Here is a 22566-nt window from a genome sequence, read left to right as displayed (position 1 = left end):
CCTCAGGCGTAGCGCAGCGGCAGGCTGACGCAGACGCGCGTGCCGTGGGTGCAGGAAATGGTTAAGGTCCCGCCCAGCGCCGTCACGCGCTCGCGCATGCCGATCAGGCCAAAGCCGTGCTGTCCGGTGCCCGGCGGCAGCCCGCTGCCGTCATCCTCAAGCACCAGCATCAGCCGCCCATCCTGCTGCCAGCCCTGCAGCGTAACCGCGCTGGCGCTGGCGTGCTTAACGATATTATTCAGCCCCTCCTGGCAGACGCGGAATAGGGTAACGCGCAGGCTCTCACTCAACTCGGGTTCATCGATGCGCCAGTCGAGGTGGCTGACTATCCCGCGATCTTCGAGCTCCATTTCGCGCATCAGCGAACGTACCGCCTGCTCAAGGGTCAGATCGTCCAGCTGCCGCGGGCGCAGGCGCCCCAGCAGGCGGCGCACCGAGTCATAGACGCCCAGGGAGAGCTGCTCGATGAGCTGGCTGCTCTGCCTGACGCCGCCGTTCTCCGGCGCCAGGCGCTGGACGATCCCGGCCTGGGTGCGAATGGCGGTGATGGTCTGGCCGATATCGTCGTGCAGCTCGCGCGCCACGTCGCGGCGCACGCTCTCTTCGGTTTCCAGCAGCCGCTCCGCCAGCCGGCGGTTGCGCGCCAGCTCGCTTTGCAGCGACTGGTTCAGCTCACGCAGGCGCTGAATGCCGGCCCCCAGCAGCAGGCCGGTCAGGCTTTGCGCCAGCAGAGAGAGCAGTAAATCCACCGGATGGTCGTGCCAGGTCTGGCTGGCGATGAGGGCAATCGCGTTCATCAGGGCGGCAATCAGCGCCCCCTGCCAGCCATAGTGCCAGGCCAGGGCGATAATCGGCAGCGCCAGGCAAAACGGCGTAAAGCGCGAGAGCTCGGCGGGCAGCCCCAGCTGCAGCCAGAGACTGACCATAAACAGCAGCAGATACCAGATCAGGTGCCGCCCGCGCCAGTTCACCGGCTGCGAAACCAGCGCGGGCCCCAACGGACGCCAGACGGTGCTGGTGAGGTAATGCCAGATGACCAGGCAGGTCGGCGCCAGCGTCAGGCCGCCGGTCAACGTCAGCAGCAGGGCGTTGAGGCCGTCGCTGCCTTCGCCGAGCCACGGCAGCGATTGCAGCAGCGCGGCGGCGATCAGCGCGCCGCCCTGGCGCAGCAGGGTCAGCCAGTCGCGCTGCTGGCGATAGCGCGAAATCAGCGCCACCGGCAGCAGGGTCAGCAGACTGCCGATCATCAATATTATCGGATGGGCCAGGGCCACTTCCTGCGCCAGCCAGAAGATCAGCAGCCATTCCGCCCCCAGCAGCACCGGCCAGTAGCCGCGCGGGCACTGCAGCATCAGGCCAAGGCGCAGACCGAAGGGAAAGAGCAGCACCGCGAGGTCCGGGCGCGCCACCACGTGCAGGCTGATGCTCCACAGGCAGAACCACGCGGCGGAGAAGATAAAGAAGCAGCCGACGACCGAGAACAGTCGCGAGAATAGCGCCTTCACTGCCAGCTATCGAACATGCGTCGCGCCAGCTCAACGTCGTTGCTGACGCCGAGTTTTTCCAGCAGGTTAGCGCGATGAACGTGGACGGTCTTTGGCGATAGCCCAAGCTCGGCGGCAATCTCCTTCACCGCCATCCCCTGGGCCAGCTTTTCCGCCACCTGCCGCTCGCGCCTGGTGAGCGGGTCCTGGCGGCCGGCCGCCAGCTTCATGGCGATATCCGGCGTCAGGTAGCAGCCGCCGGTCGCCACCGTGCGGACGGCGGCAATCAGCTCATCCGGACTGCAGCGTTTGGAGAGAAAGCCGCGAGCGCCGGCGTTCAGCGCCTGCTCCACCAGCGCCGGGCTGTCGTGGACCGAGAGCATAATGGTCGCTATGCCTTTGGGCAGCTGGCTCAGCAGCTCGAGGCCCGAGATATCCGGCATCGAAATATCGCAAATGCAGACCTGCACGCCGCGGCCCGGCAGACCCGCCAGCGCCTCGCGGCCGGAGCCGAACTCCGCCACCACCTGGAAATCACTTTCCAGCGCCAGCAGCTGCGCAAAACCGGAGCGGACGATGAGATGATCGTCAATAAGGGCAATGGAGGTCATGGCGTTTCCTGGCGGATAAAAAAACGCGCTTACCTTAACGATAAGCGCGTTGCTGTTCAAGCCTTGAGCACTATTATCCGCCTCAGCCACCGATGCCGGTGGTCACGCTGAAGGCGCGGGTCTGCTGCGGCGCCAGCGAGATCAGGCTGCCGTTACGCTGCGCCGCCAGAAATCCTTCGGGACGACAGGTGGCCGGCAGCGCAAAAGCCGCCACCTGCTGATCGCCGTTATAGAGGATCCAGCGGGTCACATAGTTCAGCTCCGCGCTGGAGAAGCGGGTGATGAACGTGGTGCCATCCGGGGCCGTCATGCGAAATTCAGGCCTGTCGGTGTAGCGATCGAGCCTGTCGGCGAAAAAGACGATTTCCGGATCGTAATAGTGCGGCTCGTTCAGCGCGGCCAGCGACGCCTCCCCCTGCAGAATACGCCGGTTGAACGCCAGCCACCGCTCGGTCGGCCGCACGTGGGCCGGTACCGACTCACGCAGCGCGAGCGCGTCGTCGGGGATATTCTGGCTGAAGCGGGCCCCAGCGACATAGGCATAGTTCATATGGCACATATACTGCAGCGGCATCGCAATGGAAGCGAGGTTGGTGACCGCCATGTGAATATCAAAGAGCGCGCTCTCTTTATGCACGACCACCGCAGGCTGCGCCCGATAGTGATGGCCGAAGCCCATGACGTATTCATAGCGCCCTGTCACCCGCAGGCTCTCCTCCTCCAGCTCCAGCCAGGCTTCATCCATCGCGGCGCAGGCCATCTCGCCGTGCAGCGGATGCGTATCCTCCGGCGAAGGGCAGCCATTCGCCAGCAGCCCGGAGTGGAAGGCGAAGCAGCCGTAGGTGGTTACCACTTCCGTCGCCGGCTTCGGCTCGCTGAACATATTGCGCATCGTCAGGTCGCGACCGTCGAATTCGGCATCCCAGATCATTTGCCCCAGCCAGGGCAGGATAACCAGGTGGCCGCGCGAGTTCTCCACCCGCAGGCCCTCTACGCCGCTGGCGTAACGGAACGCGGTCACCGTAAAGGCATCGTTTGCCAGCAGTACCCGAGGATGCTCGGTAAACAGCTGACGCCATAGGGTTAAACGTGTCGTCATGATGATTCTCCTCAGGAGGCCGTCGCTTCGGTCAGCGCGCGGCGCGCTTTGCACTCACGCCAGAAATAGATGCCCACGTAGATGAAGCACAGCATCGGCACCAGGAACGAAACCTGCAGGGAGTGGAACATGTCCGCAACGAAGCCCTGAATCGCCGGCACCACCGCCGCGCCGATAATCGCCATCACAATCACCGCCCCGGCCATTTCGGTATGTTCGTTATCAACCGTGTCGAGGGTTCCGGCATAGATGGTTGCCCAGCAGGGTCCAAACAGGACGCTCACCAGCACCGCCACGTACACCGCGCTGAAGCTCGGCGCCAGCGCCACGTAGGCGAGGAAGAGCGCGCCGATCGCCGAGTAGATAATCAGCACCTTTTCCGGCGTGAAGCGCGTCATCAGGATGTTGGCAATAAATTTACCGATGAAGAAGCAGGCGAAGCTGTAGACCATAAAGGTTGAGGCATCGCGCTCGTTGATATCCCCCAGCTCCAGCGCCAGGCGAATCGTGAACGACCAGACGGTGACCTGCATCCCGACGTAGAGGAACTGGGCGATAATCCCGCGACGGAAGCGGGCGTTGCTCGCCAGGTAGCGCAGGGTGTCCAGCGCCGACGGACGCTTATGGTTCGCCGTCTGCGCCACTTTGCAGGTCGGGAAGCGGGTCAGCAGGAACAGCACCATCACCACCACCAGTACCATGATCATGTACTTATAGGGCTCAAGGGTGTTTTCCAGCATCAGGATTTTAAAGTTATGGATCTGCTCGGCGTTCATGCCCGCCATCTGTTTTTCGAGGCTTTCACCATCGGAAAAGACCAGATATTTGCCCAGCAGGATGCCGGCCGCGGCGCCAATCGGATAGAAGGTCTGGCTGATATTCAGGCGTAACGTCGCCTGCGCTTTTGGCCCAATCATTGAGCTGTAGGTATTCGCCGCCGTTTCAAGGAAGCTCAGGCCGATAGCAATGGCGAAAATCGCGGCCAGGAACATGGTGTAGGTTGCCATGTGCGAGGCCGGGAAAAAGAGCGTACAGCCGACGATATAAAGCGTCAGGCCGGTTAAAATCGCCACCTTATAGCTGGTTTTTTTAATCACTAACGAGGCCGGAATGGCAATTAAAAAATAACCGCCATAAAACGCGCTTTGTACCAGCGCCGAAGCAAAATTACTCAGCGCAAATACGCTTTTAAACTGAGTGATTAAAATATCATTTAATGCCGCAGCGCATCCCCATAGCGGGAATAAACAGGATAACAAAATAAACTGGAACAGAGGGGTTTTATTCAGATAGCCGTCGGCCATCTGAACGATATTTTTATCGTTCATAGTGCTACCTTTTACAGTGCAGAGGGTTATTCGTTTAACGCCAGATATTCATTGAATTGCTCAATGCTGGGATAAGACGATTGGGTACCTTTGCCGGTGACGCTGAAGGCGGCAAAGAGCGAGGCTTTTTTCATCGCGGCTTCAACATCGCCGCTCTGGACGTAGTAATGTGCAAAACAGCCGATAAAGGCGTCGCCGGCGCCGCTGGTATCAACCGCGCTGACCTTAAACGCCGGAACGTGAACGTCCCGATCGCGCGTCATCCATAGCGCACCTTTCTCACCCATGGTGACAATAATATTGTTGAGCCCTTTTTCGACGAGGCTGCGGGCAGCGGCGCGAATATTATCGTAAGTATCCACGGGTAGTCCGGTTAATATTTCAAGCTCGGTTTCATTAGGGACGAAAAAGTCACATTTGCAGGCATAGGACATATCTAATTCACGCAGCGCCGGCGCCGGATTTAATAAGACTTCGATGCCGTGTTTTTTACCAAACTCAATAGCGTGATAAACCGTTTCCAGCTGAACCTCAAGCTGTAAAACAATCAGCTGACACTTTTTTAAATCTTCGGCAGCGCGGTCAATATCCTCCGGGGAGAGAAACTTATTGGCGCCTTTAATAATCAGAATACTGTTGCTGGAGTTGGCGTTAACAAAAATCGGCGCCACGCCGCTGCTGGTACAGGGGACTTTTTCAACGTAGGTCGTATTAATGCCCCAGGACTCCAGATTGCGAATCGTGTTATCGGCAAAGATGTCGTCCCCAACCTTGGTCAGCATCAGGACTTTGGAGTTAAGCTTGGCTGCCGCGACGGCCTGGTTGGCGCCTTTACCGCCGCAGCCAATTTTAAAAGAGGGCGCCTCGAGGGTTTCCCCCTCTTTAGGCATCTGATTGGTGTAGGTGATCAGATCCACCATATTTGAGCCGATAACCGCGATATCCATTTTACAACCCCTTAGAAACAATCACATAACAATGATATTATAGTAACATTATCATGTTACTTTCGTATCATTTGTGACCAGGATCGCGATTGCAGAATCACAGGCTGTTTGTTTAACAACCACCCCACTTCGGCCGCTCGGTATACCCGTAACGCGAAAAATGCAAGATCCAACAATAAGACACTGAAAATAAAATAGTTATAATTAAAAGGACGCGTTCTTCCCCGCTTTTAATTCTTGATAGCCCACAGTATAGTAGTGTGAATGCAGAATGTTTCGACGAACGAAAAATGTTACTAAAGGAACATTTTCGCCCAAACTCGCGGAGAAGGTGAATGGAAACAAAGCAAAAAGAACGTATCCGGCGTCTGATGGAGCTGCTCAAGAAAACGGACCGCATCCATCTCAAAGAAGCCGCGCGGATGCTGGAAGTTTCGGTGATGACCATTCGTCGGGACCTCAGCCTCGAGAATGACGAACCGCTGCCGCTGACGCTGCTGGGTGGCTACGTGGTGATGGTGAACAAGCCCTCATCGCCCTCGGTCGGCGCACCACCGGCGGGCAAAAGCCCCCACCACCGTGATGATTTGTCCGTCGCCATCCTCGCCGCCGGGCTGGTCAGCGAAAACGACCTGGTCTTTTTCGATAACGGCAGCGAGATGCCGCTGGTGATTGGCATGATCCCGGATGACATTACCTTTACCGGGATCTGCTATTCGCACCGGGTGTTTGTGGCGCTGAATGAAAAGCCTAACGCCACCGCGATCCTCTGCGGCGGCACCTACCGGGCCAAGAGCGATGCGTTTTATGATGCCAACAACCCCTCGGCGCTCGATTCACTGAATCCGCGGAAGGTGTTTATCTCCGCCAGCGGCGTGCACGACCATTTTGGCGTGAGCTGGTTTAACCCCGACGATCTCACCACTAAACGTAAGGCGCTGGATCGCGGGTTACGCAAAATCCTGCTCGCGCGCTACGCGCTGTTCGATGAGGTCGCGCCCGCCAGCATCGCCCCGCTATCGGCCTTTGATGTCCTGATCAGCGATCGTCCCCTGCCGGCAGACTACGCCCTGCACTGCCGGAACGGGTCGGTAAAAGTCATCACGCCGGATTCGACGAGCGACTAGTTCACTCGAAAAAGACGGCGATTTTATTGAACATGGAAGGATCGGACTGATTGCGCGTTACCTTCTCTACGTCTTCCAGCTTGTCGATTTGGCTGATCATCTGCTCGAGACGCTGGTCGTTATTGACCAGCAGCCAGATGTGGCTCTGATTGCTGTTTTGAATCGGCAGGCAGAGGATACCTTCCACGTTGAAGGCGCGACGGGCGAACAGGCCGCAAACGTGGGTCATGACCCCAGGATGGTTGCGTACGGTGAGTTCCAGAATAACGTTGTCATGAGTCTGCTGTTGCATGGTTTATTCCCCCACCATTTCTGTATTTGCCGCACCCGGCGGTACCATCGGATAGACTTTTTCTTCGGCATCGATTCGCACATGAATCAGCGCCGGGCCAGGACGGTCAATTATCGCCTGCAGCGCCGCCTGCGGATCGGCTTCATGATTTAAGTCGCAGGTTTGCAGGCCGAAGCCGGCAGCAATCTGCATAAAGTTAATCATCCCCGGATAGGTGGCGGCAAACACGCCCTGCGGATAGAACAGGCTCTGCTGCTGATACACCAGGCCCAGCGCTTCGTTGTTCATCAGGATGATTTTAACGTCGAGCTGATTTTCAGCGGCGGTGGCCATCTCCTGAATATTCATCATCAGGCTGCCGTCGCCGGAGAAGCAGATAACCTTCCGCTGCGGGTTCGCCAGGGCTGCGCCAACCGCCGCCGGCAGGCCAAAGCCCATGGTACCCAGGCCGCCTGAGGTCAGCCACTGGCGGGGGCGATTCAGCGGATAGGCCTGCGCGGTCCACATCTGGTGCTGGCCCACGTCGGTGGTAATAATCGCTTCATCATCGACGCAGGCGGCGACGGCATTGATCAAACCGTAATGAGAGAGCGGGTCCTGCTGCTGCGGGATGGTGCACGGGAACTCGCGCTGCAGATCGGCAACCAGCTGGCGCCATTCGCTGCGCGGCTGCGCTTCAACCTGTGGGATCAGCTGCACCAGAACCTCGGCGACATCGCCCTGGATTGCGACGTGCGGCTGCTTGATTTTGCCCAGCTCGGAGCGGTCGATATCGACGTGAATAATCTGCGCATTCGGGCAGAACTGCTCGGTTTTACCAATCGCCCGGTCATCAAAACGTGCGCCTAAAACAATCAGTAAATCAGCTTCTTGCAGCGTAAAGTTGGTGCTACGTGCGCCGTGCATACCGAGCATGCCCAGCGACAGCGGGTGCGCCTTTGGCAGCATGCCCAGCGCCATCAGGGTCATGGTGGTCGGCAGGTTGGCTTTTTCCGCCAGCTGGCGAACCTGCTCCGGAGCATTAATCACCCCGCCGCCCAGATAGAGCACCGGGCGCTTAGCGGCATTAATCATCGCCGCCGCTTCGCGTACGCTGGCGCCGTCAAACTCAGGCGCCGCCGCGCGAACGCCGGGCTCGGGTAATGCATCCAGTTCGATGGTCGCGGTCTGCACGTCCTTAGGAATATCTACCCACACCGGCCCCGGGCGTCCGGACTGCGCAATGCGAAAAGCGTCGCTTATCACCTGCGGCAGCTCGGCAATGTCGCGAACCAGATAGTTGTGCTTAGTGATGGGGATAGAGATGCCGTAGGTATCGACTTCCTGGAACGCATCGGTGCCGATCATCGAGGCGGGCACCTGGCCGGTAATGCAGACCAGCGGGATTGAATCCAGACGCGCGTCGGCGATGGCGGTGATCAGGTTCGTCGCCCCCGGGCCGCTGCAGGCCATACAAACCGCCGGCTTGCCCTCGGTTCGCGCCATGCCCTGGGCGATAAATCCGGCCCCCTGCTCGTGACGCGCCAGAATATGGCGAATCTGCTTGCTTTGGCTTAACGCGTCGTAGACCGGAAGAATGGAGCCGCCCGGAATACCCGTTACCGTGGTGATCCCCTGACGCTCCAGTAAATGAACAACTAACTGCGCGCCGGTGAAGCGCATTTTGTGTGATGCTGTGCCCGAACTTGCCATGCTCCAGTCCTTTTATTCTGAGCCGACTTACCGGGCGAGGGTCGAAAAAAAACCCCGCTCGGTTTGCGCCGGCGGGGTTTGGAATCGTGTTGTTCCGGACCCTACGGCGCATTGCCGACGACGACCACCACACGCACGACGACCACCGCGGCAGACGCGGTTTTTAGTAGGGTCGAAGTCAGCATGGAAGCGTTCATTAGGGGCCTTTGTGTCGAAAAATTAACTGAATTTATACAAACACAGCTGCGGCCATTAAACAATGGATTTATTTTCAACCACGGAAATTTGCGCAGAGGATCACAATTTTTTAACCCGGCGCCAGAAAGCAAAAAACCCCGCCGCAGCGAGGTTTTTCTTTCAGCATTTTGCGGCTGGTAACCGCAAGCACACTGTATTACGTCAACGGAAAAAGTATACGCGTTCGCGGAAGTTCACGCAATTTTAGCCAGGGTTTTTCATAAAATAGAGTATGGATCGACGGTGGATTTTTGTCGAGAAAAATACTGTTTATTTATACAGTTAATACTTATACTGAAAGCGTTCACTCTGTGCCATTCGGGGGCCGCATGTTTACCGGCGCAATCAAGTCCTGGCTGAAACGGGTGGTGCCGTCAGCGCCTTAACCCTGAAAGAGCACACTGTGTTACGTCAACAAATACGCTAATGTCTTCCGGGCACGGCAACGTGTTCAGGCAGGCGGCGTAGACCCTGGCTGGCAACAGGCGGCGGAAAGGTACGCCAGCCGGCTGTGCTCCTTTACCGAGGAGACGCGTATGGGCACGATGGATATTATCGTTCTTATCCTGAAACTCATGGTTGCCGTGTTGCAACTGCTTGATGCTGTCCTGAAACAGTTCCGCTGATTCAGGTTCAGGTCGCACCTGAGAGGGGCGGGAAACCGCCCCTCTACAGGCGGTCTCCTTTCACCTGCGCCAACTGATGGAGAAACTTATGCCACCGCTGCTGATTGCTGCCACCACGCCGGATGACGCCGGTTTTCTCGCCCTGCGTAGCGAAAGCCTCGCCCAGCACTTTAATATGCTGCGTCGCCTGGCGGAGAACTGGCAGAGCGGAGAAAACCGCTTTAACGCGCCGGGAGAAAAGCTGCTTGGGGCCTTCCGTGGTGGAGAGCTGGTGGGCGTTTGCGGGCTGAACGCTGACGCCTACAGCCAGCAGCCTCGGGCCGGGCGCATTCGTCATCTGTACATCGGCGAACGCTACCGGCGCCAGGGCGTCGGACAGCAGCTGCTGGTGGCGGTTATCACCCATTCCGGCACCTGGTTCGATTTCCTCAACGCCCACGCGCCGTCGTCGGCGTGGCCGTTCTATGAAAGCCTGGGGTTTCGTCCGGTTTACGATGAGCCGCGGGTAACGCATCGCCTGTTCTGCTCGCTGTAGCCGCCTCTGGCTGGGCGGAAAGGTGCATGTTACAGTTTCAACCCTCACGCTCCCACGGTACCCTGCCCTGATGACGATAAACGTTTTCTGCATTCTGCTGTTCGCCGCCCTGCTGCACGCCAGCTGGAATGCGATCGTCAAGGCGAGCGGCGATAAGATGTACGCGGCAATCAGCGTGAGCGGTTCGGCGGCGGTTATCGCCCTGCTGCTGCTGCCTTTCGCACCGCAGCCGACCCTCGCCAGCGTGCCGTATCTGGTGCTTTCCAGCGCCCTGCAGGTGGTTTACACCGTGCTGGTAGCAAAAACCTACCAGGTGTCGGACATGAGCCAGACCTATCCGCTGATGCGCGGCACGGCGCCGCTGCTGGTGGCGGTAGTCAGCGTCGTATTCCTCGGCGACCGCCTCTCCCCTCTGGCATGGTCAGGCATCGGGGTCATCTGTCTGGCGATCCTGGCGATGGCCTACAACGGGCGCGCCAGCTCACGCCGCGGCGTGGTGCTGGCGCTGATTAACGCCTGCTTTATTGCCGGCTATACCCTGGTTGATGGTACCGGCGTCAGGCTCTCCGGCTCTGCGCTGGGCTACACGCTGTGGTCCTTTTTGATGAACGGAAGCTGCCTGCTGGGCTGGGCGATGGTCTCTCGTCGGCATGAAGTCAGCCGCTATCTGCGTCAGCACTGGCACAAGGGGCTGCTCGGAGGCGTCAGCACCATGGGCTCCTACGGCCTGGCGCTGTGGGCCATGACCCAGGCGCCGCTGGCGGTGGTTGCCGCGCTGCGTGAAACCTCGATTCTGTTCGGCGCGCTCATCGCCTTTGTGCTGCTTAAAGAGCGGGTCATACCGCTGCGCATTGCAGCCGCCTGCGGCATCGCGGCCGGCGCGATCCTGCTGCGCCTCTCTTAGCGGATCATGGCAACATTAGTTGCCGATTATTGTTTACAAAACCTGCCTTTAATTCCCCGACAATCACCGCAGGGTGGTTGTTCTGTCATTTTTATGTGGTAGATTCCTCCATCGTTTACCGGATGTGCCAGTCACATATTCTTAATTTATCTCTACTCACAAAGTATTCATCGACATGAAACGGCATAAGAACTTCAATTTGTTGTTGATGCTGGTCGTGCTGGTGGCCGTTGGCCAGATGGCGCAGACCATATATATTCCGGCCATTGCCGACATGGCCGTCTCGCTCAACGCCCGCGAGGGCGCCGTGCAGAGCGTGATGGCGGCCTATTTGCTGACCTACGGCGTATCGCAGCTCTTTTACGGGCCGCTGTCCGACCGCGTGGGGAGACGCCCGGTGATTCTGGTCGGCATGTCTATCTTTATGCTGGCGACGCTGGTTGCCATTACCACCCATAGCCTGACGGTGCTGATTGTCGCCAGCGCGATTCAGGGCATGGGCACCGGCGTCGGCGGCGTTATGGCGCGTACCCTGCCGCGCGATCTGTACGAAGGCGCGCAGCTAAGGCACGCCAACAGCCTGCTGAATATGGGTATTCTGGTCAGCCCGCTGCTGGCGCCGCTGCTTGGCGGGATCCTCAATACCCTATGGAGCTGGCGCGCCTGCTACGCTTTCCTGCTGGTACTGTGCGCCGTGGTGACCTTCAGCATGGCGCGCTGGATGCCGGAAACCCGCCCGGCCGGCGCGCCGCGAACCCGCCTCTCCACCAGCTACAGAACGCTTTTCGGCAACGGCGCGTTCAACTGTTATCTGCTGATGCTGGTTGGCGGCCTCGCGGGAATTGCCGTTTTTGAGGCCTGCTCCGGCGTGCTGATGGGCGCCGTGCTGGGCTTGAGCAGCATGGCGGTCAGTATCCTGTTTATTTTGCCGATCCCGGCGGCCTTCTTCGGCGCCTGGTTCGCCGGGCGTCCGAATAAGCGTTTCCCGACGCTGATGTGGCAATCGGTGATTTGCTGCCTGCTGGCGGGAATTATGATGTGGATCCCGGGGCTGATAGGCGTCATGACCGTCTGGACGCTGCTGGTGCCCGCCGCGCTGTTCTTCTTCGGTGCCGGCATGCTGTTTCCGCTGGCAACCAGCGGCGCAATGGAGCCGTTCCCGTTCCTCGCCGGTACCGCCGGCGCGCTGGTTGGCGGCCTGCAGAATATCGGCTCCGGCGTCCTGGCCTGGCTATCGGCCATGATGCCGCAGACCGGCCAGGGCAGCCTCGGATTGCTGATGATGCTAATGGGGCTGCTGATTATGCTGTGCTGGCTGCCGCTGGCGTCGCGCTTTAGCCGCCATCAGCAGCCGGTTTAGGGCTTCGGTGATTCTCCCCGGGTCGGGCGCGAAGCGTCCTGCCCGGGCGCACTCTTCGGCTCCACGCCACTACGCCTGCACCCGGGTGTGCAGCCAGTTGATAAAGGCATCGATTTTTGGCCACTGGCGCCCCGGAAGCGTGGTCACATAGTAGTGCTGGTGGCATTTCAGCGTCATTTCGCCAAACGGCGCGATCAGCTCCCCGCTTTCCAGCCGCTTTTGCACCAGCCTTTTGCGCCCCATCGCCACGCCGACGTGGTTCATCGCCGCTATCACCGCTAAATCGGAACGATCGAAGCCAATCCCCGACGATTGCGGCATAGTCATCCCAAACTGCTGCGCCCAGCTAAACCACTCGTCGGTGCCGGAGTCGTTGCTCCAGGCCTGACGGTCGTGCAGCAGCGTGCAGTGCTGGAGGTTATCGGGATTCTGCTGCAGCTGATGCTGGCGGGCATAGTTCGGACTGCATACCGGCACAATCGCCTCGTCCATCAGAAAATGGTGGCTGAGCTGCGATGACGGCAAATCGTCAAAGTAGATAGCCAGGTCGATGCCGGCGCGCTGCATATTGACGTTATCGTTGCCGGTCAGCACGGTCAGCGAGATCGACGGGTAGCGGCGGGTAAAGTCGCCCAGCGCCGGGACCAGCCAGCACTGGGCAATCGACGGCCGCGAGTAGACCGTCAGGGTGCCGGACAGCTCCTGGTTTTTGATATCCAGGATCTCCTGATTGAGGCTATCGAGGGATGACTTCAGCGCCCAGAACACCCGCCTGCCTTCATGGGTCAGTTCCACCTTGCGGTGCGAGCGCACGAACAGCTGAATACCCAGCTCCTCTTCAAGCTGGTTCATGCGGTGGCTCACCGCGCTGGGCGTTAACGACAGCTCTTCCGCCGCCAGGGCAAAAGATTCGTGTCGCGCGGCCACCTCAAAGGTATAGAGCTTTGACAGCTGCCAGCCGTTGAGCAGCCGGTTACCCCTCTCTTGTTGCGCATCCATCTTGCGTTTCCCCCGATTTTATTAGCGCTGATTGTAAAGAAAACGACCGCCGATCGTCGTCTTAAAGATGAATAAAAGTGACCAATAACGCAAAATAACGCAAAATAACGCCATTTTTAGACGTTAATCACTCATTTGATTCAATCTAATTCACCTAAAGAGCCAATTATATCGTTTGTCAGCCGGTGGCGTTTTTCTGTTCAATAAGCGCAGATTATTCACAGGCGAGGTGGGGTATGGAGTCGCAGATTTGGGTTGTGAGCACGCTGCTGATAAGCATCGTGCTGATCGTGTTAACTATCGTCAAACTGAAGTTTCACCCCTTCCTGGCGCTGCTGTTGGCCAGCTTTTTTGTCGGCGCAATGATGGGGATGAGCCCGCTGGATATGGTGAACGCCATTGAGAGCGGAATAGGCGGAACCCTGGGCTTCCTCGCCGCGGTCATCGGCCTCGGTACCATCCTGGGTAAAATGATGGAGGTCTCCGGCGCCGCAGAGCGTATCGGCCTGACGCTCCAGCGCTGCCGCTGGCTATCGGTTGACGTCATTATGGTGCTGGTGGGCCTGATTTGCGGGATTACGCTGTTTGTGGAAGTTGGCGTCGTGCTGCTGATCCCGCTGGCTTTCTCCATCGCCAAAAAGACCCACACCTCGCTGCTGAAGCTGGCGATTCCGCTGTGTACCGCGCTGATGGCCGTCCACTGCGTGGTTCCGCCGCATCCGGCCGCGCTGTTCGTTGCCAATAAGCTCGGCGCCGATATCGGGACGGTTATCATCTACGGCCTGCTGGTCGGGCTGATGGCCTCGCTGGTTGGCGGTCCTCTGTTCCTCAAACTTCTCGGCAACCGCCTGCCGTTTAAGCCGGTTCCCGCCGAGTTTTCCAGGCTGGAAGTCCGTCAGGAAGAGACGCTGCCGTCGCTCGGCGCTACGCTCTTTACCATCCTGCTGCCTATCGCGCTGATGCTGGTAAAAACCGTTGCCGAGCTGAATATGACCAGGGGCGGCACGCTGTACATGCTGTTGGAGTTTATCGGTAACCCGATCACCGCCATGTTTATTGCCGTCTTCGTGGCTTACTACATTCTCGGCATCCGTCAGCATCTCGGGATGAGCGTCCTGCTAACCCATACCGAGAACGGCTTTGCTTCAATTGCCAATATCCTGCTGATTATCGGCGCTGGCGGCGCGTTCAACGCGATACTGAAAACCAGCGGGCTGGCGGACTCTCTGGCGGTGATCCTGTCGAACATGCATATGCACCCCATCCTGCTGGCCTGGCTGGTGGCGCTGATCCTGCACGCGGCGGTCGGCTCGGCCACCGTCGCGATGATGGGCGCAACCGCCATCGTTGCCCCGATGCTGCCGCTTTATCCCGGCGTGAGTCCGGAGATCATCGCCATTGCCATCGGTTCAGGCGCAATTGGCTGCACGATCGTCACCGATTCCCTGTTCTGGCTGGTCAAACAATACTGCGGAGCGAGCCTGAGTGAGACGTTCAAATACTATACAACGGCCACATTTATCGCATCCTTACTTGCGCTGGCCTGCACGTTCCTGCTTTCTTTCATCATCTGAGCGCCAAGAGACGTAATATGAAAAACGCTGACATGACTACTTTAATCACCCGGTTCCCGCTGCTGAAGGATCTGATTGCCCTGAAAGAAACCGCCTGGTTTAACCCGGCAACCACCGCTCTGGCCGAGGGTTTACCCTACGTCGGCCTGACCGGCGAAGACGTCCAGGACGCCCGCGCCCGCCTCGATCGCTTTGCGCCGTATCTGGCGCAGGCCTTCCCGGAAACCGCGGCTACCGGCGGGATTATTGAATCCGATCTGGTGGCAATCCCGGCCATGAAGGCGCGCCTGGAGCAGGAATTTGCGCAGCCGGTGGCGGGCGAGCTGCTGCTGAAAAAGGACAGCCATCTGCCCATCTCCGGCTCAATTAAAGCGCGGGGTGGTATTTATGAGGTGCTGACCCATGCGGAAAAGCTGGCGCTGGAAGCCGGTCTGCTCACCACTGCGGACGACTACAGCAGGCTGCTAACGCCTGAGTTTAAACAGTTCTTCAGCCAGTACAGCATCGCCGTCGGCTCCACCGGGAACCTCGGAATGTCGATTGGCATCATGAGCGCGCGCATCGGTTTTAAGGTCACCGTACATATGTCCGCCGACGCCCGGGCGTGGAAAAAAGCGAAGCTGCGCAGCCACGGCGTGACGGTGGTGGAGTACGATCAGGATTACGGCGTAGCGGTTGAGCAGGGGCGTAAAGCCGCCGAATCAGACCCTAACTGCTTCTTTATCGACGACGAAAACTCGCGCACGCTGTTCCTCGGCTACGCCGTCGCCGGCGAGCGCCTGAAGACCCAGTTTGTTCAGCAGGGCCGGCAGATCGATGCCGACCATCCGCTGTTCGTCTATCTGCCGTGCGGCGTGGGCGGAGGCCCTGGCGGGGTGGCGTTTGGCCTCAAGCTGGCCTTCGGCGACCACGTGCGCTGCTTCTTCGCCGAACCGACCCACTCTCCCTGCATGCTGCTCGGGGTCTATACCGGACTGCACGACGCGATTTCGGTCCAGGATTTAGGTATCGATAACCTCACCGCCGCCGACGGGCTCGCCGTTGGCCGCGCGTCGGGATTCGTCGGCCGGGCAATGGAGCGCCTGCTGGATGGCCTCTATACTCTCGACGACCAGACGATGTACGACATGCTGGGCTGGCTGGCGCAGGCGGAGAATATCCGCCTCGAGCCTTCGGCGCTGGCGGGCATGGCCGGGCCGCAGCACGTGTGCGCCAGCGCGGCGTACCAGCAAATGCACGGCTTGAGCCCGGAGCAGATGCGCAACGCCACGCACCTGGTGTGGGCCACCGGCGGCGGCATGGTGCCGGAAGAAGAAATGGCGCAGTACCTGGCGAAGGGCCGCTAGCGGGTTTGTCTTTACTGGCGCAGCATGGCCATCAGCTCGACCGGCGACCGATGCAGCTTCAGCAGGTCGCGCATGATTTTCATGTAGGGCGCGGAATGGCTGAAAAAGGCGTGGTACCCCTCGCATAAGGCGCTTTTATCGTCGCGGAGGCGATGTTTCGGGCAATCCCCGTGGCAGAACTTCAGCGCCTGGCAGCGCCGGCACTCTTCGGGCAGCAGCGTTTTTTTCTGCTGCCCGAACGCGATAACCTCGGGCAACAGGTTGATCTCGCTTAGCGTATTTCGGTGCAGATTGCCTATCCGCCAGGCGGGAGCGACATAGTGGTCGCACTGGTAGAGATCGCCGCCCGCTTCGAGGGCAAAAGCGTGGCCGCAGGTTTCGCTCAGCGCGCACATCTGCGACGGAAAACCACTCCAGATGCCCAGCGTCGAATCAAAAAGCTGCACATAGACGCGGCCAATATCTTCCCGCACCCATATATCGAAAACCGAATTTAAGAAACTCCCCCAGACGGACGCTGGCACCGAGGCGTCATCGGGCTGCAGAGAGGCGTCCAGCTCCAGCAGCGGGATAAACTGGATATGCGCCGTTCCCAGCTCGCGCAGATAGCGATAGACGCGCTGCGGGAACGCGCCGTTAAGCGCGCTCACGACCGTCAGGATATTAAACTCAACGCCCCAGCGACGCAGCTTTTCAATAGCCGCCAGCACCTTACGATGGGTTGGCCTGCCGCTGCGGGTAACCCGCCAGGCATCGTGCAAATCCACCGGTCCGTCCAGCGATATCCCCACCAGCCAGCCGTGCTGGCGAAAGAACCGACACCATTCATCATTTAACAAAATGCCGTTGGTCTGGAAGGCGTTATGGATGCGCTTCCCCGCCGCGTAGCGCTGCTGGAGCTTTACCACCCGCTGAAAAAACGGCAGGCCGCACAGCGTCGGCTCGCCGCCCTGCCAGGCAAACTGCACCTCTTTCCCCGGCTGCGCGGCGATCTGCTGGCGAATAAACAGCTCAAGGGTGAGATCATCCATCTGCTGATGCTGAGGCTTATCGATATAGAAGCAGTACTTACAGCGGAGATTACAGCGCGAGCTGGCCGGTTTAGCCATGACCTGACATCCTGTCATCCAATTTCCCTTAAAAAAGTAATAATTTTATTCAGATGGGTGAAAGCAAACAGCAATGCGAGGGAAAGTACCGCGAGGGAGATCAAAAATTTATCACGTACGCTGCGGGGCTGTGCGAAATCTCCGCTATCCACGTCCATCAGGTTGCGGCTGCGCGTATAGCGCCAGAGAATAGCCGCGACAATCGCCAGCACAGCAAGCGAAATCCAGAACGGCAGCCCGCTACGGTGCCAGCTATGCCTGATCGCCAGCGCTATCAGGGCGCCATAGCCGAGCAGAGTGCGAAACCAGGCCAGAGAGGTCCGCTCCGGCTGCAGGCCCGGATCGCTCTCCCGGCGGGCTTTACGCCTATCCGGCATACAGCACCAGCAGCATCACCACGGCCGCTACCGCCATTAAAATCACGCTGATAATAAGCAGACTGCGGGTGTAGGGGAGATCTTCCTTCAGGCGCATCGCCTTTTCGTTGCGCAGCCAACGCAAATAGCCGTAGATCGCCAGGGCGCCGGCAAACAGGCACAGCAGCAGCGCCAGCAGTTCGCGTATCAGCGGCGTGGCAAAATCCGGCGCCAGCTGGTCAAGCCCAACGCCTGCCGCCAGAAACCCCAGCGCGGTACGGATCCACGCGAGGAAGGTGCGCTCGTTTGCCAGCGAGAAGCGGTAATCCGGCGCTTCACCGAGGCGGGAAATTTTCATCGTAGCTCCTTGACCGGCTCCCGATCGTACAAAATACCGACAATGCAGGCCGGGCAATAAGAGGGACGGCATCAGCCATCGCCCCATACGGAAAAAGTTCGGCGGCTCGCGTCGCCCAATAAACGGGGACTCCTCGGCCCAGCTAAGCGTAGCGTATCCAGGGAGAACCAGGATAGCGGAATCAACGCCATCAGAACGTCTGTTTTTTCTTCTCGACCTTAACCCCCTGCGTCGGCAGCCCGGTGTCATAATCGCGTACCACCGGCGAGTAGCCATCCTGCGGACGCGGACGAAATGCCCCCATCCAGCGCGGATGAGCGTCCGGGCGCCACGGGCGCAGGCTCCATTGATAGGTGCGGAACGGATCGCGGATTTTATCCATGTAGTCCAGCAGCGCGTCGTGCATCCGGTAGCGAACGTCGGCGAATTTAGGGGCATCGATCAGATTATGCAGCTCATCGGGGTCGTTTTTCCGGTCGTAAAGCTCGTCGGTGGTAAACAGGTTCAGCACCAGCTTATACGCATCCGTCACCCAACAGCGCACGGGAATGAAGCCACCGAAGCTGTCGTGCTCAATCTCGTAGCGGTTAAACTCCACCATAACGCCGCGCGGCGATTCAGCGGCCAGGATATTCTCCCCCGGCAGGATATCGGGCTTGTCGATTCCCGCCAGCGCCATCATCGTCGGCAGCAGGTCGATATGGCTGACCGGTGTATCCACCTGTTTCGGCACACCGCGTGGCGGGCGCATAATCAGCGGAATACGGGTGATGTCGTCATACATCGCCGCCCCTTTGCTAATGAGCCTGTGCGCCCCCATCATCTCGCCGTGATCGGAGGTGTAAATGACCCAGGTGTTCTCCCGCTGCTCCTGAGACAGGGCGTTAATCACCCGGCCAATCTGATCGTCCACAAAGTCATTGCAGGCGAAATAGAGCGGATGGCGGTAGCACCCGTCCTCACCCACCGGCGACGGCATCGCCTGCGCCCACAGGCGATGATGTTCGGGCTTTTCGGCCAGCGAATCTCCACTCCTGGCGCCTAAGTCGTAGGCGAAGTCCTGATATTTCTCAAGATATTCAACCGGACAGGTAAACGGGTGATGCGGTTCATCATAGGAAACCACCATCAAAAACGGCTCATCAGAGGCCTTCTCACGCTGTAAAAAATCGACCGCCCGGTTGCTGATGCGATAGGCCCAGGTAAAGGTCTCATCAATATCGTTGGTCAGCAGATCTTCCACGCTATTCAGGCCATTGCGCCACAGGGAGATCTGCTCTTCCGTCAGTTCCGCCAGATAATTTGCGCCATCAAACCAGAACTCTTCATTCCATTCCGGCGGACAGACGCCGGTACCAAAATAATCATGACCATCAAGATGCCATTTGCCGATATAGCAGGTCCGGTAGCCCGAATCTTTAAAATAGCGCCCCATGGTGGAGATATTTTTCCCCGGCGCGACGTTATTGGTCCAGGGCCCGGACTGGTTGGCGTAAATGCCGGTAAACAGCCCAGCACGCGCCGGCGTGCATACCGGGGAGCAGGTGTAGGCGGAGTTAAAACGAATCCCCTCCGCGGCCAGGGCGTCGATATGGTTCGTATTTAAGGGTTTACCGCTGTAGCAGCCCACCATATTGGTGGCCTGGGTATCGGTCATAATGAACAGGAAATTGGGGCGACTCATGATTTTTCCTTAACGTCGGGAGCATAGTTAGCCGGAGCGGAGCGGCGTTCCCGCCAGCCGCTGTAGATCAGATAAATAACCACCGCCGCAGTGATGGAGTAGCAGAGCATTGCCAGCCAGCGGGTCCCGTAGCCGCCAAACTCGGCCAGGCCTGCGTAAACGCCAATCATGGCGAACAGAATGCCCACCGAGGCAACCTTCACGTGCCGCCACGGCTGCATATCTACGGCAAAAGCATCGTGAAATTTAAATGGCGTCGCCCGCGGCTTAATGAAGCCGATAACCAGCATTACCACCACGTTGATGCAGAAGGTGCAGGCCAGCACGTAGAGGAAGTGGAAATCGAACTTCACCAGGTAGTTAATAGTGATGTAGCTAACAATCCCTAGCCCCATCGCCACTTTTGCGGCGATCGCCGGAATGCGCGGGAAGAAGAAGCCCATAATGATGATCGTCACCAGCGGTACGTTATAAATACCGTTGAGTTGTTTCATCCAGCTATACAGGCCCTGCGGCGCATTGGCGATCCACGGCGCAACAACCACGGATATCACCGCAATAAAGAGGCCAAATTTACGCCCAACGCGCACCAGCTGTTGCGGCTGGGCATTTTCATTGATGATGCGCCGATAAATCCCCATGCTAAACAGGGTGCTGGCGCTATTCAAAAAACCGTTAAAGGTGCTAATAACCGCGCCAAACAGGACTGCGCCAAAGAAGCCGACCAGCGGGAGCGGCATCACCTTATTGACCAGCGTCGGGTAGGCCATATCCGCGCTGGGCAGGTCCTTATAGAGGTGAAAAGCAATTAAACCTGGGAGCACCAAAATCAGTGGGTCGAGCATTTTCAGGACCGCCGTCAGCAGCGCCCCTTTCTGGCCTTCCGCGAGGCTTTTTGACGCCAGCGTGCGCTGAACAATCCCCTGGTTAGTGCACCAGTAGAAAGTATTCACCAGAATGAGGCCCGTAAACGCCGCGCCAATCGGTAAGGGGTCGGTGCTGCTGCCGATCGAGTTTAGCTTTTCAGCATGTACCGTCGTCAGCTGCTCGATACCCTGTAAAAAACTCCCCTTACCCATCGCCATAAGCCCAAACACCGGAACCATCAGGCCGCCAACCACCAGGCCAATACCGTTAATCGAGTCGGCAATCGCCATCGCGCGCATGCCGCCGATAACAGCGTATAAAATCCCGGCCAGCCCCAGCAAAATGACCAGCAGCCAGATTGCAGCTCCCTGAGTTAAACCCAGCGAGTCGCCGATATGAAACAGGCTATTAAGCGCCAGCGCGCCAGAATAGAGAACAATAGGCAGGAAGCAGACGCCGGTAGCAATCAAAAAGCAAAAGTCGATGATGATGCGCGTGGTTTTATCGTACCGCTCTTCAAGAAAGTCCGGAATAGTAGCGATGCCGCGCTGTAAATAACGTGGAAGAAAGATCAGCGCCAGGAAGATCAGCGTTACCGCTGAAGTCACCTCCCAACCCATTACCGACATACCGCTTTTGTAAGCCTGGCCCGATAATCCCACCAGCTGTTCGGTCGATAAGTTAGTTAACATCAGCGAGGCGGCAATCACCGGCGCTTTTAGCGAGCGCCCGGCGAGGAAATACCCCTGCTGCGATCCGGTATCCGCTTTTCTTACCTTGAACCAGGTAATGATAGCCACCAGCAATGTAAAACCGACAAAGCTCAAAATTTGTATAGCATTCATCTTGTAGCCCTTATTTGTCATTATATCCCGGCGCTATCAGGTACAAAGGAATAGCGTTTTACCCAGGTAAGGCGATGATTTATACCCGTTCTGCTTCAAGTTTCTTACCCGTTGGCTTCGTTCGCTCGACCAGTCACTGACGCCAGTAATCTCCTGGAGAGCCTCTCATCAGCCGCCTTTTTGCAACTTAAATTATTTTGGGTATATATAAAATGAGATGTAATGTATCCCTGAGCGGTTATTTTTTGCTAAATTCCTCTATCAGGTTGCAGGTATCATTCGCTGATGAGAAATTAAAATGAATGGAAAAATACAAATTTCGCATGTAAAAAACGAAACTACGTATAATATTCCGTTAGTTCTGGAAGAGAATGTGATCTCAAGCGGGATTTCACTGCTCTCGCTATGGCATACCCTTGCCGATGAAAGCTACCGGGTCAGCTGGCCTCGCGATAAAAAGAAGCCGCTTATTGCCAACTCCTGGGTGGCAATATACACCCTTCAGGGGTGTGGGAAAATATACCTGAAAGACAATTCTGAAATCACCCTGAATGGGAACTGCGTCATATTTTTAAAGCCTATTGAGATCAAATCCTATCACTGCGCTGGATTAATCTGGGAACAGTACTGGATGGAATTCATTCCTACCACGCTGATGCCACTTCAAATATTACAGATCGGCACGATTTATCATGGTGAGATTTTTAATAAAGAACTCAACGAAGTGGCATCATTGATTTCCGATCGCGATCCGCTAAAAAATAACCTGGCCGTCGCCTATCTGACAAAAATAATCTATCAGTGGATTTGCCTGATTGCCGAAAATGGAAACAAAGACCGTCAGCTACAAAAGCTGGAAAACCTTATTGCCACTCTTCACGCCAACCCGCAGAAGCGCTGGAGCGTCGCCGATATGGCTGATGCCATGCAGTGCAGCGAACCATGGCTACGGCGCCTGTTTCTCCGTTATACCGGAAAAACGCCAAAAGAGTATTACCTCAATGCCCAGCTGGAGCTGGCGCAATCGTTATTAAAGCAGGAAGGAAATACCGTGGGTAAGGTGGCGGGGATGCTTAACTTCTTTGACTCGTTTCATTTCAGCAAAGCATTTAAGCAAAAATTCGGCTACGCGCCGTCGGCGGTGCTGAAATACGCGGACCGGCACCCAACGGATGCCGGCTGAAGG

At 57.8% G+C, this 22566-nt stretch carries 22 protein-coding genes; 8 read left to right on the top strand and 14 right to left on the bottom strand.

Features of this window, described 5'->3' with window-relative positions; all coding sequences use genetic code 11:
* Nucleotides 1–2: 2 nt before the first annotated feature.
* The 5 genes from uhpB to rbsK form a co-directional block, all read right to left on the bottom strand.
* Complete coding sequence (uhpB, locus tag GVK32_RS18810) at nt 3–1484, bottom strand: signal transduction histidine-protein kinase/phosphatase UhpB (protein ID WP_200842909.1); 1482 nt, start codon at nt 1482–1484, stop codon at nt 3–5.
* Nucleotides 1485–1501: 17 nt separating this feature from the next.
* The gene (gene uhpA / locus GVK32_RS18805; RefSeq protein ID WP_123709504.1) at nt 1502–2095 is read right to left on the bottom strand and encodes a transcriptional regulator UhpA; all 594 of its coding nucleotides are present in this window, start codon (nt 2093–2095) and stop codon (nt 1502–1504) included.
* 82 nt (nt 2096–2177) lie between these two features.
* Complete coding sequence (locus GVK32_RS18800; RefSeq protein ID WP_159871654.1) at nt 2178–3194, bottom strand: aldose 1-epimerase family protein; 1017 nt, start codon at nt 3192–3194, stop codon at nt 2178–2180.
* An 11-nt stretch (nt 3195–3205) separates the two neighbouring features.
* Nucleotides 3206–4522 (bottom strand): L-fucose:H+ symporter permease, encoded by a 1317-nt coding sequence (fucP, locus tag GVK32_RS18795; protein ID WP_159871651.1) that lies wholly within the window; start codon nt 4520–4522, stop codon nt 3206–3208.
* A 26-nt stretch (nt 4523–4548) separates the two neighbouring features.
* The gene (rbsK, locus tag GVK32_RS18790) at nt 4549–5469 is read right to left on the bottom strand and encodes a ribokinase (RefSeq protein WP_041143306.1); all 921 of its coding nucleotides are present in this window, start codon (nt 5467–5469) and stop codon (nt 4549–4551) included.
* A 335-nt stretch (nt 5470–5804) separates the two neighbouring features.
* Here rbsK and GVK32_RS18785 point away from each other — a divergent pair, with 335 nt between their 5' ends.
* A complete protein-coding gene (locus GVK32_RS18785) occupies nt 5805–6596 on the top strand; it encodes a DeoR family transcriptional regulator (RefSeq protein WP_159871648.1) in 792 nt (263 codons plus the stop codon).
* 1 nt (nt 6597) lies between these two features.
* Here the strand turns inward: GVK32_RS18785 and ilvN are convergent, their stop codons facing one another.
* The 3 genes from ilvN to ivbL form a co-directional block, all read right to left on the bottom strand.
* On the bottom strand, nt 6598–6888 hold the full coding sequence (ilvN, locus tag GVK32_RS18780) for an acetolactate synthase small subunit (protein WP_041143308.1): 291 nt from the start codon (nt 6886–6888) through the stop codon (nt 6598–6600).
* A gap of 3 nt (nt 6889–6891) precedes the next feature.
* Nucleotides 6892–8580, bottom strand: a complete 1689-nt coding sequence (gene ilvB / locus GVK32_RS18775) for an acetolactate synthase large subunit (RefSeq protein WP_159871645.1) — start codon at nt 8578–8580, stop codon at nt 6892–6894.
* A gap of 101 nt (nt 8581–8681) precedes the next feature.
* Complete coding sequence (gene ivbL / locus GVK32_RS18770; RefSeq protein WP_159871642.1) at nt 8682–8777, bottom strand: ilvB operon leader peptide IvbL; 96 nt, start codon at nt 8775–8777, stop codon at nt 8682–8684.
* Nucleotides 8778–9353: 576 nt separating this feature from the next.
* On the opposite strand from ivbL, the gene tisB reads away from it, so the two are divergent.
* The 4 genes from tisB to emrD all read left to right on the top strand — a co-directional run bounded on the left by tisB (nt 9354) and on the right by emrD (nt 12242).
* The gene (gene tisB / locus GVK32_RS18765) at nt 9354–9443 is read left to right on the top strand and encodes a type I toxin-antitoxin system toxin TisB (RefSeq protein ID WP_071844867.1); all 90 of its coding nucleotides are present in this window, start codon (nt 9354–9356) and stop codon (nt 9441–9443) included.
* An 88-nt stretch (nt 9444–9531) separates the two neighbouring features.
* Entirely contained in the window at nt 9532–9978 is a 447-nt protein-coding gene (locus GVK32_RS18760; RefSeq protein ID WP_159871639.1) for a GNAT family N-acetyltransferase, read from the top strand.
* A gap of 70 nt (nt 9979–10048) precedes the next feature.
* Complete coding sequence (locus tag GVK32_RS18755; RefSeq protein WP_159871636.1) at nt 10049–10882, top strand: DMT family transporter; 834 nt, start codon at nt 10049–10051, stop codon at nt 10880–10882.
* A gap of 175 nt (nt 10883–11057) precedes the next feature.
* On the top strand, nt 11058–12242 hold the full coding sequence (emrD, locus tag GVK32_RS18750) for a multidrug efflux MFS transporter EmrD (RefSeq protein WP_159871633.1): 1185 nt from the start codon (nt 11058–11060) through the stop codon (nt 12240–12242).
* Between the two features lie 69 nt (nt 12243–12311).
* Here emrD and dsdC read toward each other — a convergent pair whose 3' ends face one another.
* Nucleotides 12312–13241 (bottom strand): DNA-binding transcriptional regulator DsdC, encoded by a 930-nt coding sequence (dsdC, locus tag GVK32_RS18745; protein ID WP_159871630.1) that lies wholly within the window; start codon nt 13239–13241, stop codon nt 12312–12314.
* A gap of 236 nt (nt 13242–13477) precedes the next feature.
* Between dsdC and dsdX the strand changes: the two genes are divergently transcribed.
* Nucleotides 13478–14815 carry a D-serine transporter DsdX gene (gene dsdX / locus GVK32_RS18740; protein ID WP_159871627.1) on the top strand — a complete coding sequence of 446 codons (1338 nt, stop codon included), beginning with the start codon at nt 13478–13480 and terminating at the stop codon, nt 14813–14815.
* 17 nt (nt 14816–14832) lie between these two features.
* The gene (dsdA, locus tag GVK32_RS18735; RefSeq protein WP_159871624.1) at nt 14833–16161 is read left to right on the top strand and encodes a D-serine ammonia-lyase; all 1329 of its coding nucleotides are present in this window, start codon (nt 14833–14835) and stop codon (nt 16159–16161) included.
* A gap of 11 nt (nt 16162–16172) precedes the next feature.
* On the opposite strand, the gene GVK32_RS18730 is transcribed toward dsdA, so the two are convergent.
* The 5 genes from GVK32_RS18730 to GVK32_RS18710 all read right to left on the bottom strand — a co-directional run bounded on the left by GVK32_RS18730 (nt 16173) and on the right by GVK32_RS18710 (nt 21380).
* The gene (locus tag GVK32_RS18730; RefSeq protein WP_159871621.1) at nt 16173–17288 is read right to left on the bottom strand and encodes an anaerobic sulfatase maturase; all 1116 of its coding nucleotides are present in this window, start codon (nt 17286–17288) and stop codon (nt 16173–16175) included.
* Nucleotides 17285–17647: a DUF202 domain-containing protein gene (locus tag GVK32_RS18725; RefSeq protein WP_123709492.1), complete on the bottom strand. Its 363-nt coding sequence runs from the start codon at nt 17645–17647 to the stop codon at nt 17285–17287. The genes GVK32_RS18730 and GVK32_RS18725 overlap by 4 nt, the downstream gene beginning before the upstream one ends.
* Nucleotides 17637–17984 carry a YidH family protein gene (locus GVK32_RS18720; RefSeq protein ID WP_159871619.1) on the bottom strand — a complete coding sequence of 116 codons (348 nt, stop codon included), beginning with the start codon at nt 17982–17984 and terminating at the stop codon, nt 17637–17639. The genes GVK32_RS18725 and GVK32_RS18720 overlap by 11 nt, the downstream gene beginning before the upstream one ends.
* A gap of 190 nt (nt 17985–18174) precedes the next feature.
* A complete protein-coding gene (locus GVK32_RS18715; RefSeq protein ID WP_159871617.1) occupies nt 18175–19668 on the bottom strand; it encodes a sulfatase-like hydrolase/transferase in 1494 nt (497 codons plus the stop codon).
* Nucleotides 19665–21380 (bottom strand): solute:sodium symporter family transporter, encoded by a 1716-nt coding sequence (locus GVK32_RS18710; RefSeq protein WP_159871615.1) that lies wholly within the window; start codon nt 21378–21380, stop codon nt 19665–19667. Before GVK32_RS18710 ends, GVK32_RS18715 begins: the two co-directional genes overlap by 4 nt.
* 298 nt (nt 21381–21678) lie before the next feature.
* On the opposite strand from GVK32_RS18710, the gene GVK32_RS18705 reads away from it, so the two are divergent.
* Nucleotides 21679–22563, top strand: coding sequence for a helix-turn-helix transcriptional regulator (locus GVK32_RS18705; protein WP_159871613.1), 885 nt, complete (start codon nt 21679–21681; stop codon nt 22561–22563).
* The last annotated feature ends 3 nt before the right edge of the window (nt 22564–22566 follow it).

It is taken from the genome of Klebsiella sp. 18074 (assembly GCF_902705905.1).
In the GTDB taxonomy this organism is placed as follows: Bacteria; Pseudomonadota; Gammaproteobacteria; order Enterobacterales; family Enterobacteriaceae; genus Klebsiella; species Klebsiella terrigena.
Note: the sequence above shows the minus strand (reverse complement) of the source record. Positions and strands in the feature narration are given on the sequence as shown.

What these genes read in the sequence shown, in the direction of transcription:
- uhpA (WP_123709504.1), bottom strand. Translation starts at nt 2,095, where the DNA reads ATGACCTCCATTGCCCTTATTGACGATCATCTCATCGTCCGCTCCGGT.
- GVK32_RS18800 (WP_159871654.1), bottom strand. Translation starts at nt 3,194, where the DNA reads ATGACGACACGTTTAACCCTATGGCGTCAGCTGTTTACCGAGCATCCT.
- fucP (WP_159871651.1), bottom strand. Translation starts at nt 4,522, where the DNA reads ATGAACGATAAAAATATCGTTCAGATGGCCGACGGCTATCTGAATAAA.
- rbsK (WP_041143306.1), bottom strand. Translation starts at nt 5,469, where the DNA reads ATGGATATCGCGGTTATCGGCTCAAATATGGTGGATCTGATCACCTAC.
- GVK32_RS18785 (WP_159871648.1), top strand. Translation starts at nt 5,805, where the DNA reads ATGGAAACAAAGCAAAAAGAACGTATCCGGCGTCTGATGGAGCTGCTC.
- ilvN (WP_041143308.1), bottom strand. Translation starts at nt 6,888, where the DNA reads ATGCAACAGCAGACTCATGACAACGTTATTCTGGAACTCACCGTACGC.
- ilvB (WP_159871645.1), bottom strand. Translation starts at nt 8,580, where the DNA reads ATGGCAAGTTCGGGCACAGCATCACACAAAATGCGCTTCACCGGCGCG.
- ivbL (WP_159871642.1), bottom strand. Translation starts at nt 8,777, where the DNA reads ATGAACGCTTCCATGCTGACTTCGACCCTACTAAAAACCGCGTCTGCC.
- tisB (WP_071844867.1), top strand. Translation starts at nt 9,354, where the DNA reads ATGGGCACGATGGATATTATCGTTCTTATCCTGAAACTCATGGTTGCC.
- GVK32_RS18760 (WP_159871639.1), top strand. Translation starts at nt 9,532, where the DNA reads ATGCCACCGCTGCTGATTGCTGCCACCACGCCGGATGACGCCGGTTTT.
- GVK32_RS18755 (WP_159871636.1), top strand. Translation starts at nt 10,049, where the DNA reads ATGACGATAAACGTTTTCTGCATTCTGCTGTTCGCCGCCCTGCTGCAC.
- emrD (WP_159871633.1), top strand. Translation starts at nt 11,058, where the DNA reads ATGAAACGGCATAAGAACTTCAATTTGTTGTTGATGCTGGTCGTGCTG.
- dsdC (WP_159871630.1), bottom strand. Translation starts at nt 13,241, where the DNA reads ATGGATGCGCAACAAGAGAGGGGTAACCGGCTGCTCAACGGCTGGCAG.
- dsdX (WP_159871627.1), top strand. Translation starts at nt 13,478, where the DNA reads ATGGAGTCGCAGATTTGGGTTGTGAGCACGCTGCTGATAAGCATCGTG.
- dsdA (WP_159871624.1), top strand. Translation starts at nt 14,833, where the DNA reads ATGAAAAACGCTGACATGACTACTTTAATCACCCGGTTCCCGCTGCTG.
- GVK32_RS18730 (WP_159871621.1), bottom strand. Translation starts at nt 17,288, where the DNA reads ATGACAGGATGTCAGGTCATGGCTAAACCGGCCAGCTCGCGCTGTAAT.
- GVK32_RS18725 (WP_123709492.1), bottom strand. Translation starts at nt 17,647, where the DNA reads ATGCCGGATAGGCGTAAAGCCCGCCGGGAGAGCGATCCGGGCCTGCAG.
- GVK32_RS18720 (WP_159871619.1), bottom strand. Translation starts at nt 17,984, where the DNA reads ATGAAAATTTCCCGCCTCGGTGAAGCGCCGGATTACCGCTTCTCGCTG.
- GVK32_RS18715 (WP_159871617.1), bottom strand. Translation starts at nt 19,668, where the DNA reads ATGAGTCGCCCCAATTTCCTGTTCATTATGACCGATACCCAGGCCACC.
- GVK32_RS18710 (WP_159871615.1), bottom strand. Translation starts at nt 21,380, where the DNA reads ATGAATGCTATACAAATTTTGAGCTTTGTCGGTTTTACATTGCTGGTG.
- GVK32_RS18705 (WP_159871613.1), top strand. Translation starts at nt 21,679, where the DNA reads ATGAATGGAAAAATACAAATTTCGCATGTAAAAAACGAAACTACGTAT.